The sequence below is a fragment of the Chryseobacterium sp. JUb7 genome (genome assembly GCF_024806495.1).
Classification (GTDB): domain Bacteria; phylum Bacteroidota; class Bacteroidia; order Flavobacteriales; family Weeksellaceae; genus Chryseobacterium.
In genome coordinates this window covers 1-21,460 of the sequence record NZ_JANUFF010000014.1, presented here as the reverse complement: position 1 = coordinate 21,460, position 21,460 = coordinate 1, and the positions used below count along the sequence as shown (strand labels likewise).

General features: G+C 32.8%; 16 protein-coding genes and 1 tRNA gene. 8 read left to right on the top strand and 9 right to left on the bottom strand.

Annotated features, from left to right (window positions below; translation table 11 throughout):
• Positions 1 to 3: 3 nt before the first annotated feature.
• Positions 4 to 363, bottom strand: coding sequence for a 30S ribosome-binding factor RbfA (rbfA, locus tag M2373_RS19515; protein ID WP_259112936.1), 360 nt, complete (start codon positions 361 to 363; stop codon positions 4 to 6).
• 91 nt (positions 364 to 454) lie between these two features.
• Here rbfA and mce point away from each other — a divergent pair, with 91 nt between their 5' ends.
• Complete coding sequence (gene mce / locus M2373_RS19510; RefSeq protein ID WP_259112935.1) at positions 455 to 853, top strand: methylmalonyl-CoA epimerase; 399 nt, start codon at positions 455 to 457, stop codon at positions 851 to 853.
• A 62-nt stretch (positions 854 to 915) separates the two neighbouring features.
• Positions 916 to 989: transfer RNA gene (locus M2373_RS19505), tRNA-Ile, on the top strand.
• 160 nt (positions 990 to 1,149) lie between these two features.
• Here the strand turns inward: M2373_RS19505 and M2373_RS19500 are convergent.
• The gene (locus M2373_RS19500; RefSeq protein ID WP_259112934.1) at positions 1,150 to 3,333 is read right to left on the bottom strand and encodes a prolyl oligopeptidase family serine peptidase; all 2,184 of its coding nucleotides are present in this window, start codon (positions 3,331 to 3,333) and stop codon (positions 1,150 to 1,152) included.
• Between the two features lie 17 nt (positions 3,334 to 3,350).
• Complete coding sequence (locus M2373_RS19495; RefSeq protein WP_259112933.1) at positions 3,351 to 3,542, bottom strand: hypothetical protein; 192 nt, start codon at positions 3,540 to 3,542, stop codon at positions 3,351 to 3,353.
• A gap of 205 nt (positions 3,543 to 3,747) precedes the next feature.
• Between M2373_RS19495 and M2373_RS19490 the strand changes: the two genes are divergently transcribed.
• The 6 genes from M2373_RS19490 (at position 3,748) to M2373_RS19465 (ending at position 12,052) form a co-directional block, all read left to right on the top strand.
• Positions 3,748 to 5,499 (top strand): helix-turn-helix domain-containing protein, encoded by a 1,752-nt coding sequence (locus M2373_RS19490; protein WP_259112932.1) that lies wholly within the window; start codon positions 3,748 to 3,750, stop codon positions 5,497 to 5,499.
• Between the two features lie 348 nt (positions 5,500 to 5,847).
• Positions 5,848 to 7,839, top strand: coding sequence for a TonB-dependent receptor domain-containing protein (locus M2373_RS19485; protein ID WP_259112931.1), 1,992 nt, complete (start codon positions 5,848 to 5,850; stop codon positions 7,837 to 7,839).
• A 202-nt stretch (positions 7,840 to 8,041) separates the two neighbouring features.
• The gene (locus tag M2373_RS19480; RefSeq protein WP_259112930.1) at positions 8,042 to 8,203 is read left to right on the top strand and encodes a hypothetical protein; all 162 of its coding nucleotides are present in this window, start codon (positions 8,042 to 8,044) and stop codon (positions 8,201 to 8,203) included.
• Positions 8,204 to 8,256: 53 nt separating this feature from the next.
• Positions 8,257 to 8,472, top strand: coding sequence for a hypothetical protein (locus M2373_RS19475; RefSeq protein ID WP_259112929.1), 216 nt, complete (start codon positions 8,257 to 8,259; stop codon positions 8,470 to 8,472).
• Between the two features lie 60 nt (positions 8,473 to 8,532).
• Positions 8,533 to 9,858 (top strand): radical SAM/SPASM domain-containing protein, encoded by a 1,326-nt coding sequence (locus M2373_RS19470; RefSeq protein ID WP_259112928.1) that lies wholly within the window; start codon positions 8,533 to 8,535, stop codon positions 9,856 to 9,858.
• A complete protein-coding gene (locus M2373_RS19465; protein ID WP_259112927.1) occupies positions 9,836 to 12,052 on the top strand; it encodes a peptidase domain-containing ABC transporter in 2,217 nt (738 codons plus the stop codon). The genes M2373_RS19470 and M2373_RS19465 overlap by 23 nt, the downstream gene beginning before the upstream one ends.
• Before the next feature lie 547 nt (positions 12,053 to 12,599).
• Here the strand turns inward: M2373_RS19465 and M2373_RS19460 are convergent.
• The 6 genes from M2373_RS19460 to M2373_RS19435 all read right to left on the bottom strand — a co-directional run.
• Entirely contained in the window at positions 12,600 to 14,810 is a 2,211-nt protein-coding gene (locus M2373_RS19460; RefSeq protein ID WP_259112926.1) for a peptidase domain-containing ABC transporter, read from the bottom strand.
• Complete coding sequence (locus tag M2373_RS19455; protein WP_259112925.1) at positions 14,807 to 17,911, bottom strand: lantibiotic dehydratase; 3,105 nt, start codon at positions 17,909 to 17,911, stop codon at positions 14,807 to 14,809. The genes M2373_RS19460 and M2373_RS19455 overlap by 4 nt, the downstream gene beginning before the upstream one ends.
• Entirely contained in the window at positions 17,892 to 18,842 is a 951-nt protein-coding gene (locus M2373_RS19450; protein ID WP_259112924.1) for an LLM class flavin-dependent oxidoreductase, read from the bottom strand. The genes M2373_RS19455 and M2373_RS19450 overlap by 20 nt, the downstream gene beginning before the upstream one ends.
• Position 18,843: 1 nt before the next feature.
• Positions 18,844 to 20,001 carry a lanthionine synthetase LanC family protein gene (locus tag M2373_RS19445; RefSeq protein WP_259112923.1) on the bottom strand — a complete coding sequence of 386 codons (1,158 nt, stop codon included), beginning with the start codon at positions 19,999 to 20,001 and terminating at the stop codon, positions 18,844 to 18,846.
• Positions 20,001 to 21,173, bottom strand: a complete 1,173-nt coding sequence (locus M2373_RS19440; RefSeq protein WP_259112922.1) for a lanthionine synthetase LanC family protein — start codon at positions 21,171 to 21,173, stop codon at positions 20,001 to 20,003. The genes M2373_RS19445 and M2373_RS19440 overlap by 1 nt, the downstream gene beginning before the upstream one ends.
• A gap of 83 nt (positions 21,174 to 21,256) precedes the next feature.
• Positions 21,257 to 21,460: class I lanthipeptide (locus tag M2373_RS19435; RefSeq protein ID WP_259112921.1), on the bottom strand; the 204-nt coding region annotated here is incomplete at its 5' end.

The window sequence follows — 21,460 nt, the reverse complement described above, 5'->3', positions numbered from 1 at the left end:
AATCTATAAAACAGGGTTGTCTCCTTCTCCTCTTAATTCTCTTTCCAGTTTCTCAACGTCATCAAGAGCAGTATCAAGATAAAAATTAAGATTAGGAATTACACGAACCTGTTTTGCCATTTTCTGGCCGATAAAATTTCTGTACTGAGCTTTATTTTCTTCGATTTCCTTCATGACAGCAGAACGGAATTCCTGAGGAAAAATGCTTAAATAAATTTTAGCAATTCCTAAATCTGCAGTTACTTTTACGTCTGAAACTGATACCAAAATACTTTGTTTGCTTTCTGCAGCCTGCTTGCGGAAAAGTTCTGCGAAATCTTCCTGAATAATCTGTGCTACTTTTCTTTGTCTGTTACTTTCCATAAGTTATGCAAATTTAGTACTTTTGTTTGAATTGATACTTTGAAATTTAGAGTCTGTATCAAATTTACAACTAAAATTATATTTTTTATTTATGAAGTTAGAACATATTGGTATTGCTGTAAAATCCTTAGGCATTTCTGATGAACTCTTTACGAAACTTTTAGGAAAGGAATCTTATAAAAAAGAAATGGTGGAAAGGGAAGGAGTGATTACTTCTTTTTATGAGACCGGAGAGAGTAAAATTGAGCTTTTGGAAGCCAGTAAAGAAGAAAGCCCAATCTCAAAATTTATTGAAAAGAAGGGGGAAGGCATCCATCATCTTGCTTTTGGAGTGGAAAATATTGTTGAAGAAGTAAAAAGATTAAAAAAAGAAGGATTTCAGTTTATATCCGAAGAACCCAAAGAAGGTGCTGATAACAAATTAGTTGTCTTCTTACATCCTAAATCTACCAATGGTGTACTGGTAGAACTTTGTCAAGAAAAGCAATAAAAAGTTTTGTAGTGAAATAATTTTTGCTATTTTTGCAATCACAAAATTTAACCAAGTTTTGAGGTCCTATAGCTCAGTTGGTTAGAGCACCTGACTCATAATCAGGTGGTCCCTGGTTCGAGCCCAGGTGGGACCACATATAGAATCAAGCACTTACAGAAATGTAGGTGCTTGATTGTTTTTAATTTTATAAGATCAAGGTATAGGTCAAGTCGTGGCTATTACAATTTATAATGGATACCAAATACTAATCCTTGATAAAGAGTAGAAAATAAATTAACTAAAACGAATTCATTTTATTTTTTATCCGGTTGGTAATCGGGATGTCCTAACTGCCAAAATGCAAAAGCAAAAATATCACTTATATTTGAGTATAATTCTGAAACCGGAAGATCTGCGCCATGTCCGCCATCGTAATTTATTCTTAACAAAATTGGACTTTTTGCAGCATTATCTGCCAATAATTTTGCTGCAAACTTTGAAGGCATCCAAGGGGCAACTCTGGGATCATTAATACCTGCAGTAATTAAGGTAGCAGGATATTCAACGCCTTTTTTTATGTGCATATAAGCATCCATTTCCAAAAGTCCTTTAAAGCCTACTGAGTCTTCAATGGAGCCATATTCCTGAACAGAAGTTTTTATCGTTCCTCCAAACTCATTTCTTAAGGGATTTAAAACACCAGCTTCAATAATTGCCGCCCCAAATAATTCGGGCTTTTCGGTAATTGCTCTTCCAATGGTAATTCCACCTGCACTTGCTCCCCAAACAGCTATTTTTTTTGATGAGGTATAATTTTGATCAATTAAATATTCAGCACAGGCTATTAAGTCTTTCCAGGAATTAGGCTTCTTTAGTTTTTGACCGTCAATATGCCATTGCTCTCCTTTTTCCCCGCCTCCACGGATGTGTGGAACGGCTACTATACCTCCCTGGTTGGCCCAAACCAGATAACTTCTTGCGAAAAATGGATAATATGATTCTGCGTATGCCCCATAAGCCTGCATTAAAACAGGTGCCTTACCGTCTCTTTTAATATTTTTCCTGTAAATCAGGGATAATGGTACTTCAGTTCCGTCATAAGATTTAACCGTGATTTCATCCACAATGATATCTTTAAATTCAGGATACTCTATTATAGGGACTAAGTTTTCTAATGTAAATATATTTTTAGTTACATTATATTTAAATCTCTGCTGTTCATTGGCCCATCCAGAGCAGCTTACCCAGATATCAGAAAAGTCTTTACCTTTAGCTTGAAGACCTATATTGCCAGAAGTGTAAGGTAATTTTATAGGATTCTCTTTACCCTTTTTATATAAATAAAGTTTGGCTTCTACACCATTTTTGGTTGTTGTATAATAGATACCATCAGATGTTATTACATAATTGGTAAGAACTTCCGTCTTTTTTTCAGGAATAAGGATGGTAGGATTTTTGAAATCGGGATTATTTATGTTTGTCTTACATAATTTAAAATTAGATGAGTTTTGACCGGACATATAGTATAGATCATCATCAATCAAAGTTATATTAAAAATCTTATCTTTTTTGGTATACAGCGGCTTCCAGTTTTGCTTACCATTTAGTAAGTCTTTTTTACTGATAATGAAAGTATCTCTGAAGTCTTCGGAGTCTACGATAATTCCTATAAGATTTTGATTGGTAGGCGTAAATGTCAGCACGGCTGGAAATCCTGTATCACCAATTTTTAAATCAGGATTATGGTGATTTGAAAAAATGATATTTCGTTTTTCTGGGTCTTCTCCAATTTTATATAAAATAGATTCGGTGTTTTTGCCAAAGCTATCAGAAGTTTTGTCTGTTGTAGGGTAATAAACATAAAAAAAACCGGAGTTGTCACCAAGCCATTTAATGCCGCCGACAGTAGACGGGTTTATATTTGTAAGAATTTCAGGATGAATATATTTGGTTTTTACATCCATGATAATAACTTCTGAAAATTCTTTTCCTTTCTCGGAAAGCGAAATGGCCAGGCGGTTTCCGTCCCAGCTCGGACTTATAAGATTGATGATGAATTCGTGTGCAGTATCACGATCTCTTGGAGAAACAAAATGAGAAGGATCGTATAAGACTTCTTCTTTTCCTGAAAATCCTTTTCGATAATAGACTTTAGCTACTTTTTCGTTTGATTTCTTCTTTAGATAGAAATATTTATCATCACTTGTAATTTTTAATCCGCTTACCGAATACCCTTGTCTTTTATCTAGTTCCAATCTTTTTTCTAAATAATAATTTCGATTGGGGATAGCATTAATAACTGAATTAGAATAATCTGTTTGAGACCTCATCCAGGAAATGGTTTGAGGATCTTTTAAATTTTCCAGATTTCTGTAATCATCTGTTATTGTACTTCCGAAATATTGATCTGTAGCAGATGTTTTAAGAGCTAAATTATTTGATTGTGCACCTAAAACTGTGAAAAGTAGTAAAGTAATGATAAATATTCTATACTTCATGTAAAAATAAATATTAATTATTGTCCGGTACTTCCGATAGGACCATCATGTATTTTGCTTGCATTCTCAGGAAACATACATCCATCATCACCTATAATTCCCAAGCCATCAGGAGTTTTACCTCCCTGTACTTTTCCTAAATCGGTGATTTTAGAAAGTTGCAATTTTTTTAGAGATAACTTTTTTTCATTTTTTTTTGCTTTCTTCATTGTTGTAAAATTAAAAATTATTTACTGCAAAGAAATTTTTTTTTTGTGAATTTTCATAATATATGTTATCTAGATTCATGAATTTATAGAAAAAAAAGAAGGTTTATACTTCTTTGTATGAACTACTTACGTAGAATCAATCTAAATAAACAAGAGCATTGTAAAGCAACTGATAAAAGTAATATTTTTGCAAAAACTTTTAAAAATGATGAGGTATATATGTAGTGTTTTGCTTTTACTTTTATGTATATCAATACATGCCCAAAATAATTTTACCGATTCACTGAAGAAGTATTCATATAGTGAGTTACAGCAAAAATTCTATCAGTATAACAATGATGATAAAGAGAAAGCGAAACAAGTTTCAAAATATTATCTTCAAAAAGCCAAAACTGAAAATGAAACCGATCAGATAGAAGAAGGATATGTCTTAGCTCATCTTTCTGAAAATCAGGATATCTCTCTAAGGTATCTTGATAGTTTATTGGTTTTTACTAAAAACTCAACCAAAAATACTTATCCTGCAAGAGTTTATCTTTTAAAGGGAAATCTATATTATAAGTTTGATAATCAGTCGAAAGCATTAGAAAATTATCTTTTAGCTTTAAAATATGCGAAAGAAAAGAAAAATAAAAGACAGATTGCTTTTGCAGACATAAATATTGCCTATCTGAATAATTATATAGGAAAGCATGAAGAGGCAGCTAAAACGCTAAGGTATTATTTGAGAAATGCTAAATATCTGAATGAGAATGAATTGGGTGATATTCACTCTAGTTTAGCTGATGTTTATTTGGATTATAATAATTTAGATTCTGCTAATGTTTTAATAAAAGAAGGCGTAAAATTATATCAGTCAAAAGATGATTATAAATACTATCGATATCTTTATCTTTCAGGGCTTTATAATTTTAAATTGAAAAATTATAAACAGGCAATCAATATTCTGAGTAAGTGTAAAGATTATTTTTTATCTCATTCTAATGATCTTAATATCAATTATACGTTGCTTTATCTAGGAAAATCGTATGATGCACTAGGACAAAAAGATATTGCAGCCAAAAATTTTATTGAGATTGATTCAATTATTCAAAAAGATAAGAGCACTTTTCCTGAACTGAGGGAAATTTACCCTTTTCTTATTGAGTATTATAAAGAATTACAAGATAAAGAGAAACAGCTTTATTACATCGATCGCTTTTTAGAAGTAGATAAAGTTTTAGATTCACAATTTCGATATATTTCAAGAGAACTTCCGAAAAAGTACGATGCTCCTAATCTTTTAAAAGAAAAAGAGAGTATTATCAATAGTCTGGAGAATCGTAGAAATCTATTGTATATCTCAGTATCGATCCTGATACTGGGACTTTCCCTGCTTGGATATTTTTACTATAAATCAAAAAAATCTGAACGGGAATTTAAAAAAAGAGCACAGGATCTGCTACACTCCGTTTATGAAAAAGATAAGATTATTACTCAACAAAAAATACAGGTAGAAACCCAATTTGAGAAAAAAATTGAGAGACCTATACAAAATACTCCTGTAGAAATAATAGAAGAAGATACCAAAGAGAAACCATCTGTAAGTGGTGCCTCTGCAGAAGTAATGCAGGCCATTCTTCAGGAGCTAAGTATGTTTGAATCTAAAGAGCAATTTCTCAAAAAAGGCATCAGCCTTAGCAGTTTGGCTAAAAAGATAAAGACAAATAGCAAATACTTATCAGAGACTATTAATACTCATAAAGAAAAAAACTTTGCGGGTTATCTTAATGATTTACGTATCGATTATGCCATCAGTAGACTGGCAAAGGATAGAAAATTCCGATCCTATAAAATTCCTTTTATTGCTGAAGAATTAGGATATAATAATGAACAGGCATTCACTTTGGCCTTTAAAAAGAGAACAGGAACTCCTCTTTCTGTTTATTTAAAAGAAATTGAAAAATCAGAAAATTAAAGAGAATTTATTTGCTTAACTGTTTGTTAAATAGTGTTTTATTCTGTTTTGATTCATGAATTTATAAGAATAGATTCATGAATCTATATTTCATTTGTTTTTTTTGATTCTTGGATTTATATACTTTCGCTTAACGAATTTATTATTTCATATAGTCGTAATGAATATTATAAATATGAAAGTTTATTCGGATAAATTAATTTAATAATCAAAATGGCGAAAGTTTTATTTTTTTCTGCGAGTTTTATTTCCGTTTTCTCTTTTGCTCAGAAACAAGATTCAATCAATAAGATCTTGGAAAAGCAAATAAAAACCATTGAAATAAAAGCCAACAAGAAATTGATTGAAATGAAAACTAATAAATTTGTTTTCAATGTTGAGGAAAGTGGTTTTGCAGCAGGAGGAAACGGGATAGATATATTAAATATTACCCCGGGATTACAAGTGAACAATGAGCAGATTTCAATGATTGGAAAATCCGGTTTGGGAGTAATGGTTGATGGGAGGCTGCTGAAACTATCCGGAGATGAATTAACTTCTTTTTTGAAAAATTTAAAGGCTGATGATATTAAAAGTATAGAAGTTATTTCAAACCCATCGGCAAAATATAGTGCAGAAGGGAATAGCGGACTTGTAAATGTTGTTATGAAAAAGAATAAAGGAGATTTTTGGAGATTAAATGTCTCCAATACTTTTCAGCAAGCTACAAAATCGCAAAATACAACTTCTCTTAATTTCAATTATAAAAAGAATAAAATATCTCTTTACAGCGGATTAAGCTATAACTACGGAAAATATATTGGTGAAGAATATTCTGACGTACACTATCCATTATCTTTTTGGAATAGCACCACGAATTCTACCTATACCAATAATGGCCTATCTGCAAAATTGGGATTGGATTACGATATTAATAAAAATTTCCAGGTAGGTTTTTTTTATACAGGCAGTTACAGCAAACCTGTTACAGAGAATAATGATTATACAAAAACGACTGTCAATAATATAGCAGAAAACTATGACACCTATGGATTAACGGATAAGAAAAGAAACTTTAATAGTTTTAATCTACATGCTGTTAATAAATTAGATTCGTCAGGAATAGTAATGAATACAGATTTTGATTTCTTTGATTATACAGATCGAAGTGACAGAACTTTTGATGCCTATCTCAATAGTAAACCTATTTCTACAAAGTCCAATATTAATAACTCTACGCAAAGTATTAAAAATTACTCTTTAAATGTAGATGTTGAGCATCCTACAAAGTTTACCAAACTAAATTATGGTGGAAGATTATCCTTTTCTGATACTTCTAATGAATTATATGCAGATATTAATGCGGTAGGCTTTTCTCAGAATGATTTGTTTAAATACAAAGAAAATACACAGGCTCTTTTCTTGTCCGCAGAAAAAGAGCTGGGCAAAAAATGGTCTACAGAACTTGGTTTAAGGTGGGAAAATACTCAGCTGGAAGGTAATAGTATTTCATTACAGGAAATCAATAAAAAAAATTATTCAAAACTTTTCCCAACGTTTTATTTGACCTTTACTCCTACTAAAAATCATAGCCTGAGTTTTCAGTATGGTAAAAGAATAGGAAGAACAGGATTTTCTAACTTAAATCCTTTTAGAGTATACTACAGTCCGTTTTCTTATTGGGAAGGCAACCCCAATATAATGCCTTCTTATACTCATAATATAGAACTTAACTTTGTGTATAAGGGGATTCTGCAATCGGTCCTGTCTTATCAGAAAACCAGTGATGCATTTGCCGGAATAGTTTTACTTAATTCTAATGACCAGACCCAAAAGATAACTCAGCTTAATTATGCTGATACAGAAAGCTATGGCTTCAGGCAAACCTATGTATATAACAAAAAAAAATGGATGAAAGCTTATGTAACGGGATATGCAGGATATCAGATTGCAAATTCTAAAATAGCTCCGCTTACTCCTGAGAAAGTAGAGGGTACTTATTTGAATTTTACTTTAAATAGTTCATTTACATTGAGTAAAAAAACGAATGCAGGCTTCAACTTTTCGCATAGATTAGCTGCAAAGTCACTGGATCTAGTTTATAATGAACCCAATACAATGCTCAGCCTTTTTTTCCAGACAACATTGTGGGATAAACTTAATATGTCTGTAAATATTAATAACCTTTTCAGAGAATATGTATTTAACAGTACCTCTGAACGTAATGGATATCCTACATCCACGCATGGATATTTTGATTCCCGCTATATCAGGCTTACACTAAGCTATTCCTTTGGAGGGAATATCAATGTAAAAAATAGGGAAAACAAAAACCTGGAAGAACAGAACAGAACCAACTAAAAACGATTTACTTTTCTCTTTACAAAGGCCACGTAAAAGAAATATAAATAAAGTCTTGCGCAAGAAAGTCCAAACAAGTATTTGATGACTTTAAAAGCTAATGCCTAAAAACTAATAACCATTCATTTATAATTTCAAACTATTAAAACTTATGAAAGCTATTAAAACTAATAAAAAGTTTGATTTAACAAACTTTGAGAAATTGTCGACACAAGGAGAAACTCTAAAAGGTGGATTCTCTGCTACTTTTACCGGTGGAAAAGAAATCGGAATTATTCCTCCTATTGATGCAAATATTGGTGACTGTGGTACTACCAATCAGTGTACAAATACTTGTAACATGGTAAAAGGTTGTGGAGGTTAATATATCCACGCTAATACCAATTCGTTTATTTAAATTTTTAAACTATTCAACTTATGAAACCTATTAAAAATAATAAAAAATTTGATTTATCTAACTTCGAAAAACTATCAACACAAGGTGAAATCCTTAAAGGGGGATTCTCTGCTACTTTTGTAGGTGGGAAAAAAGAAGAAGGAATACTTCCTGATATCGGAGCTAATATTGGAGATTGCGGGGTTAGTAACACATGTACTAACACTTGTAACATGGTAAAAGGCTGTGGAGGTTAATTCGCACAAAACGAGAGCCTGAAATCAGGCTCTCTTTATTTTTAATTTTAAATAAGATCAATGAAAAAATATAGCCAATTTAATAGTCTTTTACCTTATGAAAATCAGTATTTTCTGTATAATTCTTATCAGCAAAAGACCATTTTTTTAGAAGAAGAACTAAAAGAGCTTTTGGAAGCTGCCATCCATGAAGGAATTGATAATTTAAAAGAAGTACATCCCAGTTTTTTTGATTATTTGGTAGAATCCGGCTTTGTTGTAGATTCTTCGTTCGATGAAGTACAGCAAGTGAAAGATATTAGTAAAAAAATTGATGAAAATACAGATTTCTTTTTGCTTACCGTAAATCCTACGATGAACTGTAATTTTAAATGCTGGTATTGCTATGAAACCCATATTAAAGATTCCAGGCTTGAGACTTCTGTTTTAGATTCAATCCAATCGTTTATAACAAAAACAATAAATAAAGAAAACATCAAGTTTTTTTCACTGGCATTCTTTGGCGGAGAACCTTTATTATATTTTGAGAAAAATGTAAAACCTCTTGTAGAACATCTTAAGAGAGAGAATGATCATAGCAACAAGATGATCCATGTGAGTTTTACGACCAACGGGTATCTTATTAATCAGGATTTTATTGATTACTTTAATTCTGTAGACATAAAACCTCATCTTCAGATCACATTGGATGGTTATAAAGATGAACATGATAAGGTTCGTTTCGTCAGTAAAAAGAAGGGAAGTTATGATGAAATTGTAAGAAATATTATTTTTCTGGCCAATAATGAATTTCCTGTCAATGTAAGAATCAACTTTACCGATGAGAATTTAAGTAACTCTTCAAAAATTGTTGAAGATTTTAAAGAGGTATCAGAAGAAGCTAAAGAAAAATATCTGAAGTTTGACTTTCACCGTGTCTGGCAAAATAACCAAATTGATGATCTGGATAAAACTCTTCATGAAATCAGGGAACAGTTTGAAATATGGGGTTTAAGAACAAACAGCAATAACTCTCCGAACAATATTCAAAATTCTTGTTATGCAGACAAACGAAATAGTGCTACTGTAAATTATAACGGGGACTTATTTAAATGTACAGCACGAGATTTTCTTACAGAAAACAGGGGAGGGTATTTATCTGAAGAGGGTGACCTGATTTGGGAGAATGATTATCTGGAAAGAAGAATGGATGCTAAGTTCAGTAATAAACCTTGCTTATCTTGCAGGATAATGCCATTGTGTAATGGAGGGTGTTCTCAGCACGCCATGGAGTATAAAGAAGCCAATGATGAATATTGTATTTATCAGGGAGATGAAAATGAAAAAAGTAAAATTGTTTACACAAAAGTAGAAGAAATAATAAATGCTGAACTTCAGGAAGCCTAAATTCAAATTTTATCATCAGCTAGAATCTACAGACTGTGCAGCAGCATGTTTAGCCATGATAATGAGCTCTTTTGGGAAATATTATGCGATACAGCAGGTCAAAAATCTGTTCGAATTTACCAGAATCGGAGTATCAATTCAGGACATATTAGATGTAACTCCCAAATTAGGAATAGAAGCTACCGCATTGAAACTTACTGCAGATGATTTATTAGAAATTCCACTGCCTGCTATTTTATATTGGAAACAAGAGCATTTTGTTGTTTTAGAAAAGGTTTCTGTTACAAAAAAGAAGACACTGTATCACATTTCAGATCCTTCATATGGCAAAATCATCTTGGATAGAGAAGGTTTTTGTAATGAGTGGATGGGAAATTTTAACAAAGGAGTAGCTTTAGTTTTTGAAGAAACTGATGAGCTGTATTCTATTGAATTACCAGCATTTAATAAACTATCTTTTAAAGGATCAGATTTTTATAAAATATTTATCCAATTTCTGAAAAATCATCAGTGGAAATATATTGGAGCTTTATTTTTATTATTAATAGGATTGGGTGCCAATTGGCTTATACCATTTAGTTTTCAGAAAATAATTGATTTGGGAATCGGAAATAAATCTTTAAAAACGGTCTATGCATTGCTATTAGCCCAATTGATTTTGTTTTTATCAAGCTTTATTTCCGATTTTTTCAGTAATGTATTTTTACTTAAAATTAATTTTAAATTAGGCATTAAACTGAAGGAGTTTCTGTTGCATAAATTGATGAAACTTCCGCTTCATTATTTTGATACCCGTTTGAATACTGAAACATTACAGCGTATTAATGATCAGAATAAAATTCAGATATTTCTTACCTGGAAAGGTATTTCACTGGTGATTTCGATCCTGAATTTGCTGGTATTTAGCTCTATTTTGGCATATTATAGTGTCGAGATTTTTGGAATTTATTTTGGATTGTCATTATTTTCTATTATTTGGATGCTTTATTTTCTTAAGAAAAGAGAAGTTCTTGAATATGCCATGTTTTTGAGGCAGTCAGAAAATAGTAATCATGTATATGAGTTTATTATGAATATGCCTGAGATAAAAATAAATAATGCACAGAAAAAGAATATTAATGTTATCCTGAAAATTCAAAATAAACTTAATGAGTTGGAGCTTAATTCTCTTTTTTTAAATACCTATCAATTAGCAGGCGTTCAGTTTTTATCTAAGTTGAAAGAACTTGTAGTAATTGGCTTTTGTGCAGTTTTAATCACGGAAGATGCCATGAGTATTGGAGGATTATTGAGTATTTCCTACATTTTAGGGCAACTTGCTTCGCCTTTAGAAAATATCATCAATTTTTTAAAAGATACTCAGGATGCAAAAATTGCGAATGAAAGGATAGGAGAAATTTATAAAGAAAAAAACGAAAATACTTTAGATAAAAAAGAAAACCCGGATTCTGTCAATCAGATTCTGTTGGAAAATGTAAACTTCCGATATCCCGGAAAATTCTCACCGGATATTTTGAAAGACATATCTTTTAAAATTCCTGCAAATAGCGTTACTGCTATTGTTGGTGCCAGTGGCAGTGGTAAGACCACTTTATTGAAGCTTCTATTATCTTACTATCCGGTAAAAGCGGGAAGTATCATACTGAATGATAATATCAATTTCAACGAAATAAACTCTGAAGATTGGAGAAAAAACTGTGGAGCTGTTTTACAGGAGGGGAAGATATTTAGCCGTACGATTGCTGAAAACATAGCCTTTTCAGATGAAGAGATTGATTTTGAAAGATTAAAATATGCTACACAAATAGCCGCTATTGATAAATTTATAGAAGAACTTCCAATGCATTATTATACTAAAATAGGTTCTTCGGGTATTGAACTGTCAGGTGGTCAGAAACAAAGAATATTAATTGCCAGAGCGGTATATAAAGATCCACAGTTTCTATTTTTCGATGAAGCGACTTCTGCTCTGGATGCCGAAAACGAAAAAATTATTCATGATAATCTGCAGGGTTTTTTCAAAGGGAAAATGGTCATCATCATTGCCCATCGTCTTAGCACAGTGAAAAATGCAGATAATATTATTGTTCTGAAAAAAGGTGAAATTGTAGAACAAGGAAGCCATCAGGACTTGGTAAATAAAACTGGAGAATATTACAGTCTTGTCAAAAATCAGTTAGAATTGGGAAATTAAAATATAAATAAACCCGTTGTGCATTTTGACTTGTTTTCGTCACTTCGAGTAGGTTTTTGAAAAAAATCGTATCGAGAAGTTTGTAATTTTGAAGATGAATCTGTTCTCGATACATTTTTTCTCCACTTTGTTACGAAAAAACACTCGAACCGACGAATTTAATCCCAAAATTTCGCAAAATGCACAACGGGTTATATAAATAAAATTTTAGTTGATTAATTATTTAAATTTTAAGTTAGGTAAAAACACCAGAAATTATTTCAAAAAAGCACTTACAATATTGTAGGTGCCTTTATTTTTATGAAAGGTTAAATTGAATTAGTGAATACTGAATCTCTTTTAAGGTTATTCAATTTGATTGTAACTATCAGATTAAGTATCGACTAATCAGTTTAGTAGTGGAAATCCCCTGTGAGAATGAAGTAGATTACCTTTTTCTGATACCTTTCAAAATGCCCATATTTGTTGGTATACAACGAAAACTCCCTGAAAAATATCCAGGGAGTTTTACTATAAAAACTATATATCTAAAAAACGATAACCTAAATTAATTGCCCAGTTCAAGCTGATTTTTGACAAGACTGTAATAATCTGCTTTTCTGTTCACAAGATCCTGGTGATTTCCTTTTTCAACTACAGATCCGTTTTTTAAAACAATAATCTGATCTGCATTTTTTACGGTACTTAAACGGTGGGCTACGATAATTACGGTTTTACCTTTGAAGAATTCCTGTAAATTATCATGGATTATTTTTTCGTTTTCAGCATCCAAAGCAGAAGTAGCTTCATCAAATAGGATGAAATGAGGATTTTTGTATACCGATCTTGCGATAAGCACTCTCTGTTTCTGACCTCCTGAAATTCCGTTTCCTGCAGCTCCGATCTTGGTATTATAACCTAAAGGAAGGTTATCAATGAAAGATGAGATATTGGCCACTCTTACTGCATTTTCCATTTTTCGGGTGTTGATTTCTACTTCGCTGGTTGCAATATTTCTTTCTATAGTGTCTGAGAAAATAAACCCATCCTGCATAACGACTCCATAGTTTTCTCTGATGCTTTTCGGTGACAAAGTAAGAATGTCATCATCATTGTAATGAATCGACCCGTAAGTAGGATCATAAAATTTTAATAATAATTTCATCAATGTCGTTTTACCGCTTCCGCTGGCTCCGACGATGGCTGTGACTTTACCTTCAGGAATAAAAAGATTGACATCTTTTAAAACAAATTGTGATTTCGGACCTTCATACTGGAAAGAAACATTGTTTAAGGTGATTCCTCTTTCTTCTTCATTTTTTATGGTTGTATTGTTTACTGAAAGAGCTTTCATCCCTTCTTTTTCTTCTTCCTCATGATTTTGAACTTCGTTTAGTCTTGAAAGACTCAATTTAGCATCCTGTAGCGAACGGAAAAATGAAATCATTTGATTGACAGGAGAGTTCAGCTGACCTATGATATAAGAAATAGCCAATAATTCCCCAATCGTCATATTTCCTTTTACAACCTGTAATGCAGCAAAGAAAGTAACTAATATATTTTTTAACTGGTTAAGGAATTCAAATCCTGAAAACTGATACTGGTCAATTTTTAAGATACGAAGGGTTGTTTTGAAAAGTTTATTCTGAATACCTTCCCATTCCTGTCTTTTATAATCTTCAAATTGGTTTAATTTCATTTCTGAAACACCATTCAGAATTTCATAAACACTTTCCTGGCTTTCTCCTTTCTCTCTGAAACGGTAATAATCTAATATTTCTCTTTTCTTTAGCCAATATTGAGCCCAACCCAATGATAAAGCTGTTAAAGCAGAATAAATCAATACAATCGAGACATTATAATACCAAAGTACGCCGAAAAAGACAAGGAATGTGATCATTGAGAAGAAGGTCATCAGACTCTGGGAAGTCAGGAAATCTTCAATTCTTTCATTATCCTGTATTCTTTGGGTAAAGTCTCCTTTCGTTTTGGTATCGAAAAATCCCATCGGAAGGAGCAGCATTTTCTTCAGAAAGTCTGAAATAATAGAAATGCTTATTCTTGTTCCGATATACAGCATCAGCCAGTTTCTTAAAATTTCTATAGTGATACTTCCTACATATAACACGATCTGAGAAATAAGAATAACTGTGATAATATTAATATCCTTTGTATTTACCCCTTTATCGATAAGGTTTTGCGTAAGAAAAGGAAAAACAAGGCTCAGACAGCTTCCGATTAAAAGCATTCCGCAAAGGAAAAGGAATTTCTTTTTATGCTCCTTAAAATATTTTAAAGCAAAAGAAAGGCTTATTTTTTCTTCCTCAGGGAAGGTCTGCTGATAAAAACTGTTGGTAGGGCTTACAAAAAGTGCCACTCCCTCTTCTCCGTCTGACAGCCAGCTTTTCAGAAAATCTTTTTCACTCATCCAGATCATTCCATGGCTGGGATCGGCAATTTTATATCTTTTTTTGCCTGTAATAAGGCTTTTCTTTACATCAAGCAGTACTACAAAATGGTTTTTGTTCCAATGAAGGATACACGGTAAGCTACCATTTTCATCCAGCGTTTTCAGTGTTAATTTTGCGGGATAGGTTTCAAATCCAATATCTTCGCACAATTCGCTGATGCTTAGTAAGCTTACCCCTTCTCTTGACAGATTGGCATTTTCTTTTAAGAAACGGAGCGGAATGTTCTTACCGAAGTAGGAAGCTACCATTGCGATACATGCTGGACCACAGTCCATTTGGTCGTGTTGAGGGATAAATTTTAGCTTCATGATACTAGATATTTTCTTTTACCGATTTTCATTTTGTAATACTTTTCTACAATGCCGTAAATAATCAGTTCGTGCATTCTGTGTCTGGATCTGATCAGTCTGTTGATATGCATATGAATGAAACTGCTGACTAATCTTTCCCTTTGTGCGGTCTTCAGATCTTCTATTTCTCTGCAGTTTTCTGTAACTAAGGCTACAAAGTTTGAGAAATAAGAATCGCTATTCTCTGTCTCTACAATTTCACTGATGATATTCAGATTGTTTCTGTATTTCAGATCGAGCTGTTTTTTAAGATTGCTGTCTACATTGAATTCTTTTTGGAACCCGGTGTACAGCTTATTGATCACCTCATATCTTTTATCTAAATCAAGATCAAAAACATTAAAATAGGTATCGATACTCTTAATCGCATACAACCAAAGATCATCGTTGTTCTGAATATTTTTTAACAGGTTGACAGACAAAACACTGTCGTAGTGAAAAATATGTTCTGCCACATCGATAAACTCGCCTTCATATCTTTCATATTCTCTGTCGTAGGTCCCCATTTCTACTTTATTCACAATACCTTCAGTGATGTATTTATCAAAATAGTCATTGAAAGAGGTAATGATTTTAGCAGTATTGGTCAAATCATTATCATTGATTTCCAGTCTTAGTCTGATATGATTATCCGGATCATTGTATCTGATATAAAACCATTTTTTGATGATATCTTCTTCACTCAGCTGAGGTAAAAGACCTGGGAAAACATCCTGAAGTATTTTGTCTGAAAACTTGCTTCCGCAATAAATTTTGTAATACAGCCACTTGTTTCCGGGAATGAATTTAGTGTCGGAAATATGACCATTTAAGACATGCTCGTCCAGTGAGGTTTTTAAAGCTTTATGATTTCTGTTGATCATCGGGATGATAATTTCATTGTTGAATTCATCCGTATCGAGGTTATAAAGACATTCCGTTAATGTTACAATTTCTTTCGATCTCAGTTCATCCACAAGAAATAATAATAAATTTTCGTTTTCAGAGTCAATCAGTAGTTTATTATCACCCTGAGAAATGAAAAAATATCGACTTATTTTTTTATCTGAAAGGTACTGCTTTAAAGCTTTAGTACTTTCTGCATTATTTTTAACCTTAATTCCTGCCACCTCATTTTGATATACTCTCCATAACGCCGGTGTGAAAATAATATCGCTGCCGAATGTGATGCGGGGAATATGATCGTACATTAAATAATTAGTTTCTCCAATGTTCAGAGTCAATGCTGCTGATACATCCTGATTTTGCAGGTCACACAAAAACTGATAGACCGGAAGGGAATTGTAATCAAAATTATGCGCAGTAGAATGGAAAATTTTGACTTCTTTATTGAGTTCTTTATGGAATAAAACCACCCTGCTGTTATTCATTTTAATATACAGATCGGTCAGGGTAATCGTGTTTTCTGAACTTGAAGCTTTGGTAAGATAAGATAGTTGATTTCCTCTTTTTACCTGTCTCAGAAGTATATTTCCGACTCTGTTATCGGGTAAATGCAGCAATTCCACATAGATGAAATGATCATCGTTTTGCTCTTCTTTAATAATTCTGTTTATCGGAGCCAGGATGCCTTCGTCTTCATTGGAAAATCGGGCAATAAGATTGGCTGCACTTGTACCTCCTACGGAAGATACCATGATTTTATCCGAAACTTTCTGTACCATAACAGATAAAGATTTCGAAAGACTGATATCTTCAGAACTGGTAATACTGTTGATATCCTGCTGGCTTAAGTCGATCTCAGAATCACCGTTAATATTCGATTTATTGATTATTCTTCTCCAGAATTCGTGTATCTTTTTGTTATACATAATCGTGAATGAATCACTATCAATATTCGGCCAGCTCAATGTATCCAGTAAAGAGGAAAAATCATTTTCGCTATTTTGCTCTTGTATATATCCGATGCCGCTTTCATTGTCCAGAACCTCAACTAAAGGAACCAGGCTTTCTTCATAACGCGAATAAAATGCGGCTTTGAATTTTTCTAAATTTTCATTAATAATTTCACTTTCTTTATCATAAAAGCAGGATAGGGTATTGATTGCTTTTTTAATTTTTGAAAGATCTTCTTTGGAAACCGGTGAAAAATCAAGATTTCTTTTTAAAGAAGAATTGATCAGGTATTTTCTGTCATAAAGAATGGAAAACTGATTGGCAAGAGCAAAAATTTCATCATAATACTCCTGAGATTGTCCTACCCCGGAATTTAATGTTTCCAGAAGACTTTCTATTTTGATGAGGTTGTTCAGGTATCTTTCTAAATCATCGTGAATATCTTTTTTGGGATTTAGATATTCAATGATCTGGTGTAAAGGAGAATGCTCATTTAAACAAATATCAAAAGTACTTTTGAAGAATTGGGCATCAATAAGTCCAAAGATATAATATCTCGCGTCTTCATCAGAAACGCCTTCCACATTTTCAGTAACCAGAGTGACCAGATTTTCGAATGAATAATGTCTGTTGGTGGTCGCTTCAACAAGGAAGTCCAGAAGTTCATCTTTTTCTAATGAACTTAAGGTGTAGATTCTTTTTTCGTTCTGTATAGTTGTTTCAATGTATCGGTAATAGTCACCCAATTTATAAATCGAATCATTAAGTGCATACTCGTGAACTTCCGGAAAATCCCTGTTAATTAATGCAATAACCTGAAAAAGAAAAGATAAATCCAATGTCGTATACCGACTGATAGAATTCATATTTTCGACTTTAATATTTTCGTTTTCTGAATTCAGTTCAAAAGCAGAATGAGAAGCAAATGTCCCGAACGGAGTAGATCTTGTGGTAATTCTGATATAATATTTCAGAATAGAATTGTTGATTTTATTTCTCTTCGCCGCAGATAAAGATGGATCATCCTGACATAATCTAGCCCACTCGTTGTACAGCTCGTAAGAAGCCAGAAAAATAGATTCTCTAAATATGTTGTCATTCCATAATTCTAAAACGAATTGATCGAGATCGGTTGTATTCTTGGGAATATCTTTAAATTGTTTTAGTGAGTACAAAGCGTTCCTCATAAAACCAACATTTATATTATCGAGTTGCGTTTTCATGTTCAATAGATTGCAGGTTATAGTAATTACTTATCATTTCGGCATTGGCTGTTTTTATTTCACTGTCGCCTTCTGTATCGTATAAAATGAATTCATCAACGGCCAGTTTTTCATCCAGATTTTCAATCATTTCATAAAATTCTTCAAAGTTGAGATCAAGAATTTTAAATGACTCAGATTTCTGTTCGGCATCCGTTTTTATAGTATGATTTTCTGCAAAATTGACAGCCAGAGCCAGAGAAACTTTAGGGATAAAGCCGTTTTTTTCTAAAAATGAAGTTTTATATCTGTTGATTTCTTCTTTTTTATCTTCTAGATTTTCCAAAAATCTTCCGTTGCCATGAAAGGTAGACACACAATAGTTAGCGTGTAGATTTACAGCATCTTCTACATTGCTTAAAGAAGAAGAAAGGTACCAAAGATCGGGAATCAGTCCACGGTATGGAGGAATCAGGATACCCTGTTTTTCATTTTTTTCTTCTTCTGAATAAAGGAGATTGTGAATTTCTTCTGTATTCTCTTTAAATACATTTCTGATTCCTTTTTCCAGCATCTGCGGATTTAAGAGGTTTTTGGTATGTTCGCTTTCCGGAACTCCTTTGGATAATCCAAGATCAATCCTTCCGTCGAATATATTGTTCATCAATTTATAATTGGTCACCACTGCATATGGAGAATAGCTTGGAACAGAAGTTCCTGCGGATCCCACTCTTATTTTTTCTGTCATTCCGGCGATCATGGCAATCACGATATCCGGATTTGAGAAGGCAAGATTCTTGATATTCGGGTAGTGGTGCTCTGCCAGCCAGAATCTGCTGTATCCAAGTCTTTCTGCATGAAGGGCATAATCTACTACGTCGTTAAGAGCAGTGATTGAGTCTTTGCCGCTTCTGTATCCCAGTTCTAGTAATCCTATGCTTTTTGTTTTCATGTTACAGTAAAAATTTTAGATATTTAGTTTTTTCAATAGTATCGTTAAGGGCGATTAAGGCTCCTATTTTTCCGAAGATTAAAGAAGCATCCTGTTCTGTGAATGGCTGGTCTATTTCGTTTTCCAAAATTTCTATCGATCTTTTCATCCAGAAGTTTTTTGCTTCTTTATAGTTGGGCTGGCCGTCTTTTTGATCGATTTCGTGATAGAGCTGAACGAGTCCTGAAGTTCCGTGGCAATAGTGGATTAATTCTATTCCCGTGTTTGCCATCACCTTTCTTTTGGTGGTTTCCATTCCGATCTCATGAGCCCATTTCTTATAGTTTTCGTTTTGTAATGTTTCTCCTGTTTTATAAAGAAGATAGGAGAAAGAGAGGTCGCTGTTACACCAGCAAAGCCTGTTGTTGTGGAAAGGTTTTAAAAGCTCCGGTGTTCCTTTATAGTTGTATGGTTTATATATTTTGGCATTTTCTATTTCATGAATATCAAAATTTGAGATAATAAAATTCATACAGTTGTCAATAATATATTTTGCTTTCTCCGTGATCACAGGAAGTGATAAAAGATTATTAACAATAGAAAGATAGCCGTAATTGAATCCTAAGTTGATACCATCTGTAAAACTGTCATTGAGTTTATTTTCAAATGGAATAGGTTTGGAAATGCATTCATCATAGAGAATGTCTACAATTCCATTGCTGTATTTTTCGTTTTTGATGGTGTTGAAATAATGTAAATTTCCTATCGGTCCGTCAAAAAAGGTGTAATTGTCTTCCTGCAGCATTTTAACAGACTGATTGAAAATAATTTCTCCGATTTCATTGATTTGTTCATCAAAATCATCATCTATTAATCCGTCTTTTTTTAGTAAATCCAGAATAATGCCTAAGCCTGTCATTCCTTTAGATAGAGTAGGTAACGCATATACATTGTCTTCTTTCTGCTCATTGCAGTTTGCAAAAACTTCTTCCAGAATGGCGCCTACTTTGTTTATATATTCTTCTTTTTTATTGACTTCATAGTTGGCTAAAAAATAAAGCAGTAATCCCAGTTTTCCAAATAACAATCCGTCCGGTAATGTGCTATAATCAAAATCAAGTATTTTCTGGTCGTATTCATTAAGAATTTCGGTCCTGTTTTGATAAGATAGTGTTTCCATTATAGATGATAGTTATAAAATGAGATATAGTCGTGTTTGGTGTTGATCATATCAGTCATCAGGGTAATCCCGACTCCTGTAATGCCTTGCCCTAAGGCCATTTGTACGCTGTCGTATTGTTTGCTGTAATAAGCACTAAATCCTGCCCAGCTGGAATTTTCATTGTTTTGGTACTGAAGCATGTGCTGATGCCAATAATCTTTGGCTTCTAAAAAATTATCATGCCCCGTAAGATGATGTATATTGTTATACAGAGCGGATAGCCCTGCCGAGCCGTAAATAAGTCCCGGTTCCAGAATACTGGATTGATCGGTATCTTTAAATTTAGCAGTATGTAATAAAATGTATAATCCTTTATCACAATAGTCTTTATGGCTTAGTATAACTCCTGCATTGTAAAAAGTATAGCCTATACCTATTTCGCCGTAAGCCAGGTTATGATAATCGATATAGATGTCTTCAAATGCATTGAATGGGAAAAGATTTATGTTTTCAGAATCGTGTTCTTTGCAGGTCCAGATAAATGATAATCCCTCATGAATCAATCGTAGAGATTCGTCATTATAGATATTGTTTTTATAAAGGAATAAAAGATAATTCACAACACCTGTTACTCCATGTCCCATACCGAGTTCTATATAAGGGTCTTCTCTATTCCGCAGATCAAATACCCAATAACTTCCGGTTTCGTGAGATTTTGCCAGTTCTATAACTTTATCAAGGGTTTTTTGCAATAAATATCTTTTATCACCAAGATTTCTCAAAACGAAGTACTTCGCAATACTCGGGAAGCCACTTGTTAAATCAAGATCGCCTTTCTCTGTTTTTTGAATCAATATCTCTTCCAGTATTTCATCAATATTTTCTAGTAAAGAATCTGTATCGTTATCTAAGATACCCTGCTTTTTTAAGAACAGTATATATAATCCTAGCTCTCTGATTTCATCATTAAAATGAAAACTTTCATAATCTTCCGTAAGAACAGATAAAGACTTCTCTATGTAATGTGTAACCAATTCTAAAGATTCTGATTCTTGAGTCATTAGATAATGATAATAATAAAACATTGAAGCACTTAAAATCCCGTTATTAAGACCAATACTGGTAAGTACAGCATCTTTTTCGCGGATACATTTTTCTATTTCTGAGATGATTTGTTTTTCTTTTTGCATGATCTGAGAGCTATGAGATTATATAGATTTAAAAAAAAAGAGGGAGGGAATTTTAAGATCTCCCTCTTTTTATAGGGATTGAATTATCTTGCGATTTTCGTAGCTACCTGAGTCACTCCATCACAAGAACACTGTCCGCAAGACTGAGACGGATTTTGGATTTTATTAGTTCCCCCTTTCAGGCTGTTCATTTGTGCTTCCTGCAGTTTGCTGATTTGCTCTTTGTTGATTTGTAATCCTTTTGTTAATTTGATTTTGTACATGATTTTGAATTTTAATTGTTTATA

Bases quoted from the DNA above. Each gene is read 5' to 3' on its own strand.
- M2373_RS19485 (WP_259112931.1), top strand. From the start codon at position 5,848: ATGAAAACTAATAAATTTGTTTTCAATGTTGAGGAAAGTGGTTTTGCA.
- M2373_RS19470 (WP_259112928.1), top strand. From the start codon at position 8,533: ATGAAAAAATATAGCCAATTTAATAGTCTTTTACCTTATGAAAATCAG.
- M2373_RS19500 (WP_259112934.1), bottom strand. From the start codon at position 3,333: ATGAAGTATAGAATATTTATCATTACTTTACTACTTTTCACAGTTTTA.
- M2373_RS19445 (WP_259112923.1), bottom strand. From the start codon at position 20,001: ATGGAAACACTATCTTATCAAAACAGGACCGAAATTCTTAATGAATAC.
- M2373_RS19460 (WP_259112926.1), bottom strand. From the start codon at position 14,810: ATGAAGCTAAAATTTATCCCTCAACACGACCAAATGGACTGTGGTCCA.
- M2373_RS19465 (WP_259112927.1), top strand. From the start codon at position 9,836: ATGCTGAACTTCAGGAAGCCTAAATTCAAATTTTATCATCAGCTAGAA.
- M2373_RS19450 (WP_259112924.1), bottom strand. From the start codon at position 18,842: ATGAAAACAAAAAGCATAGGATTACTAGAACTGGGATACAGAAGCGGC.
- M2373_RS19490 (WP_259112932.1), top strand. From the start codon at position 3,748: ATGATGAGGTATATATGTAGTGTTTTGCTTTTACTTTTATGTATATCA.
- M2373_RS19495 (WP_259112933.1), bottom strand. From the start codon at position 3,542: ATGAAGAAAGCAAAAAAAAATGAAAAAAAGTTATCTCTAAAAAAATTG.
- M2373_RS19475 (WP_259112929.1), top strand. From the start codon at position 8,257: ATGAAACCTATTAAAAATAATAAAAAATTTGATTTATCTAACTTCGAA.
- rbfA (WP_259112936.1), bottom strand. From the start codon at position 363: ATGGAAAGTAACAGACAAAGAAAAGTAGCACAGATTATTCAGGAAGAT.
- M2373_RS19440 (WP_259112922.1), bottom strand. From the start codon at position 21,173: ATGCAAAAAGAAAAACAAATCATCTCAGAAATAGAAAAATGTATCCGC.
- mce (WP_259112935.1), top strand. From the start codon at position 455: ATGAAGTTAGAACATATTGGTATTGCTGTAAAATCCTTAGGCATTTCT.
- M2373_RS19455 (WP_259112925.1), bottom strand. From the start codon at position 17,911: ATGAAAACGCAACTCGATAATATAAATGTTGGTTTTATGAGGAACGCT.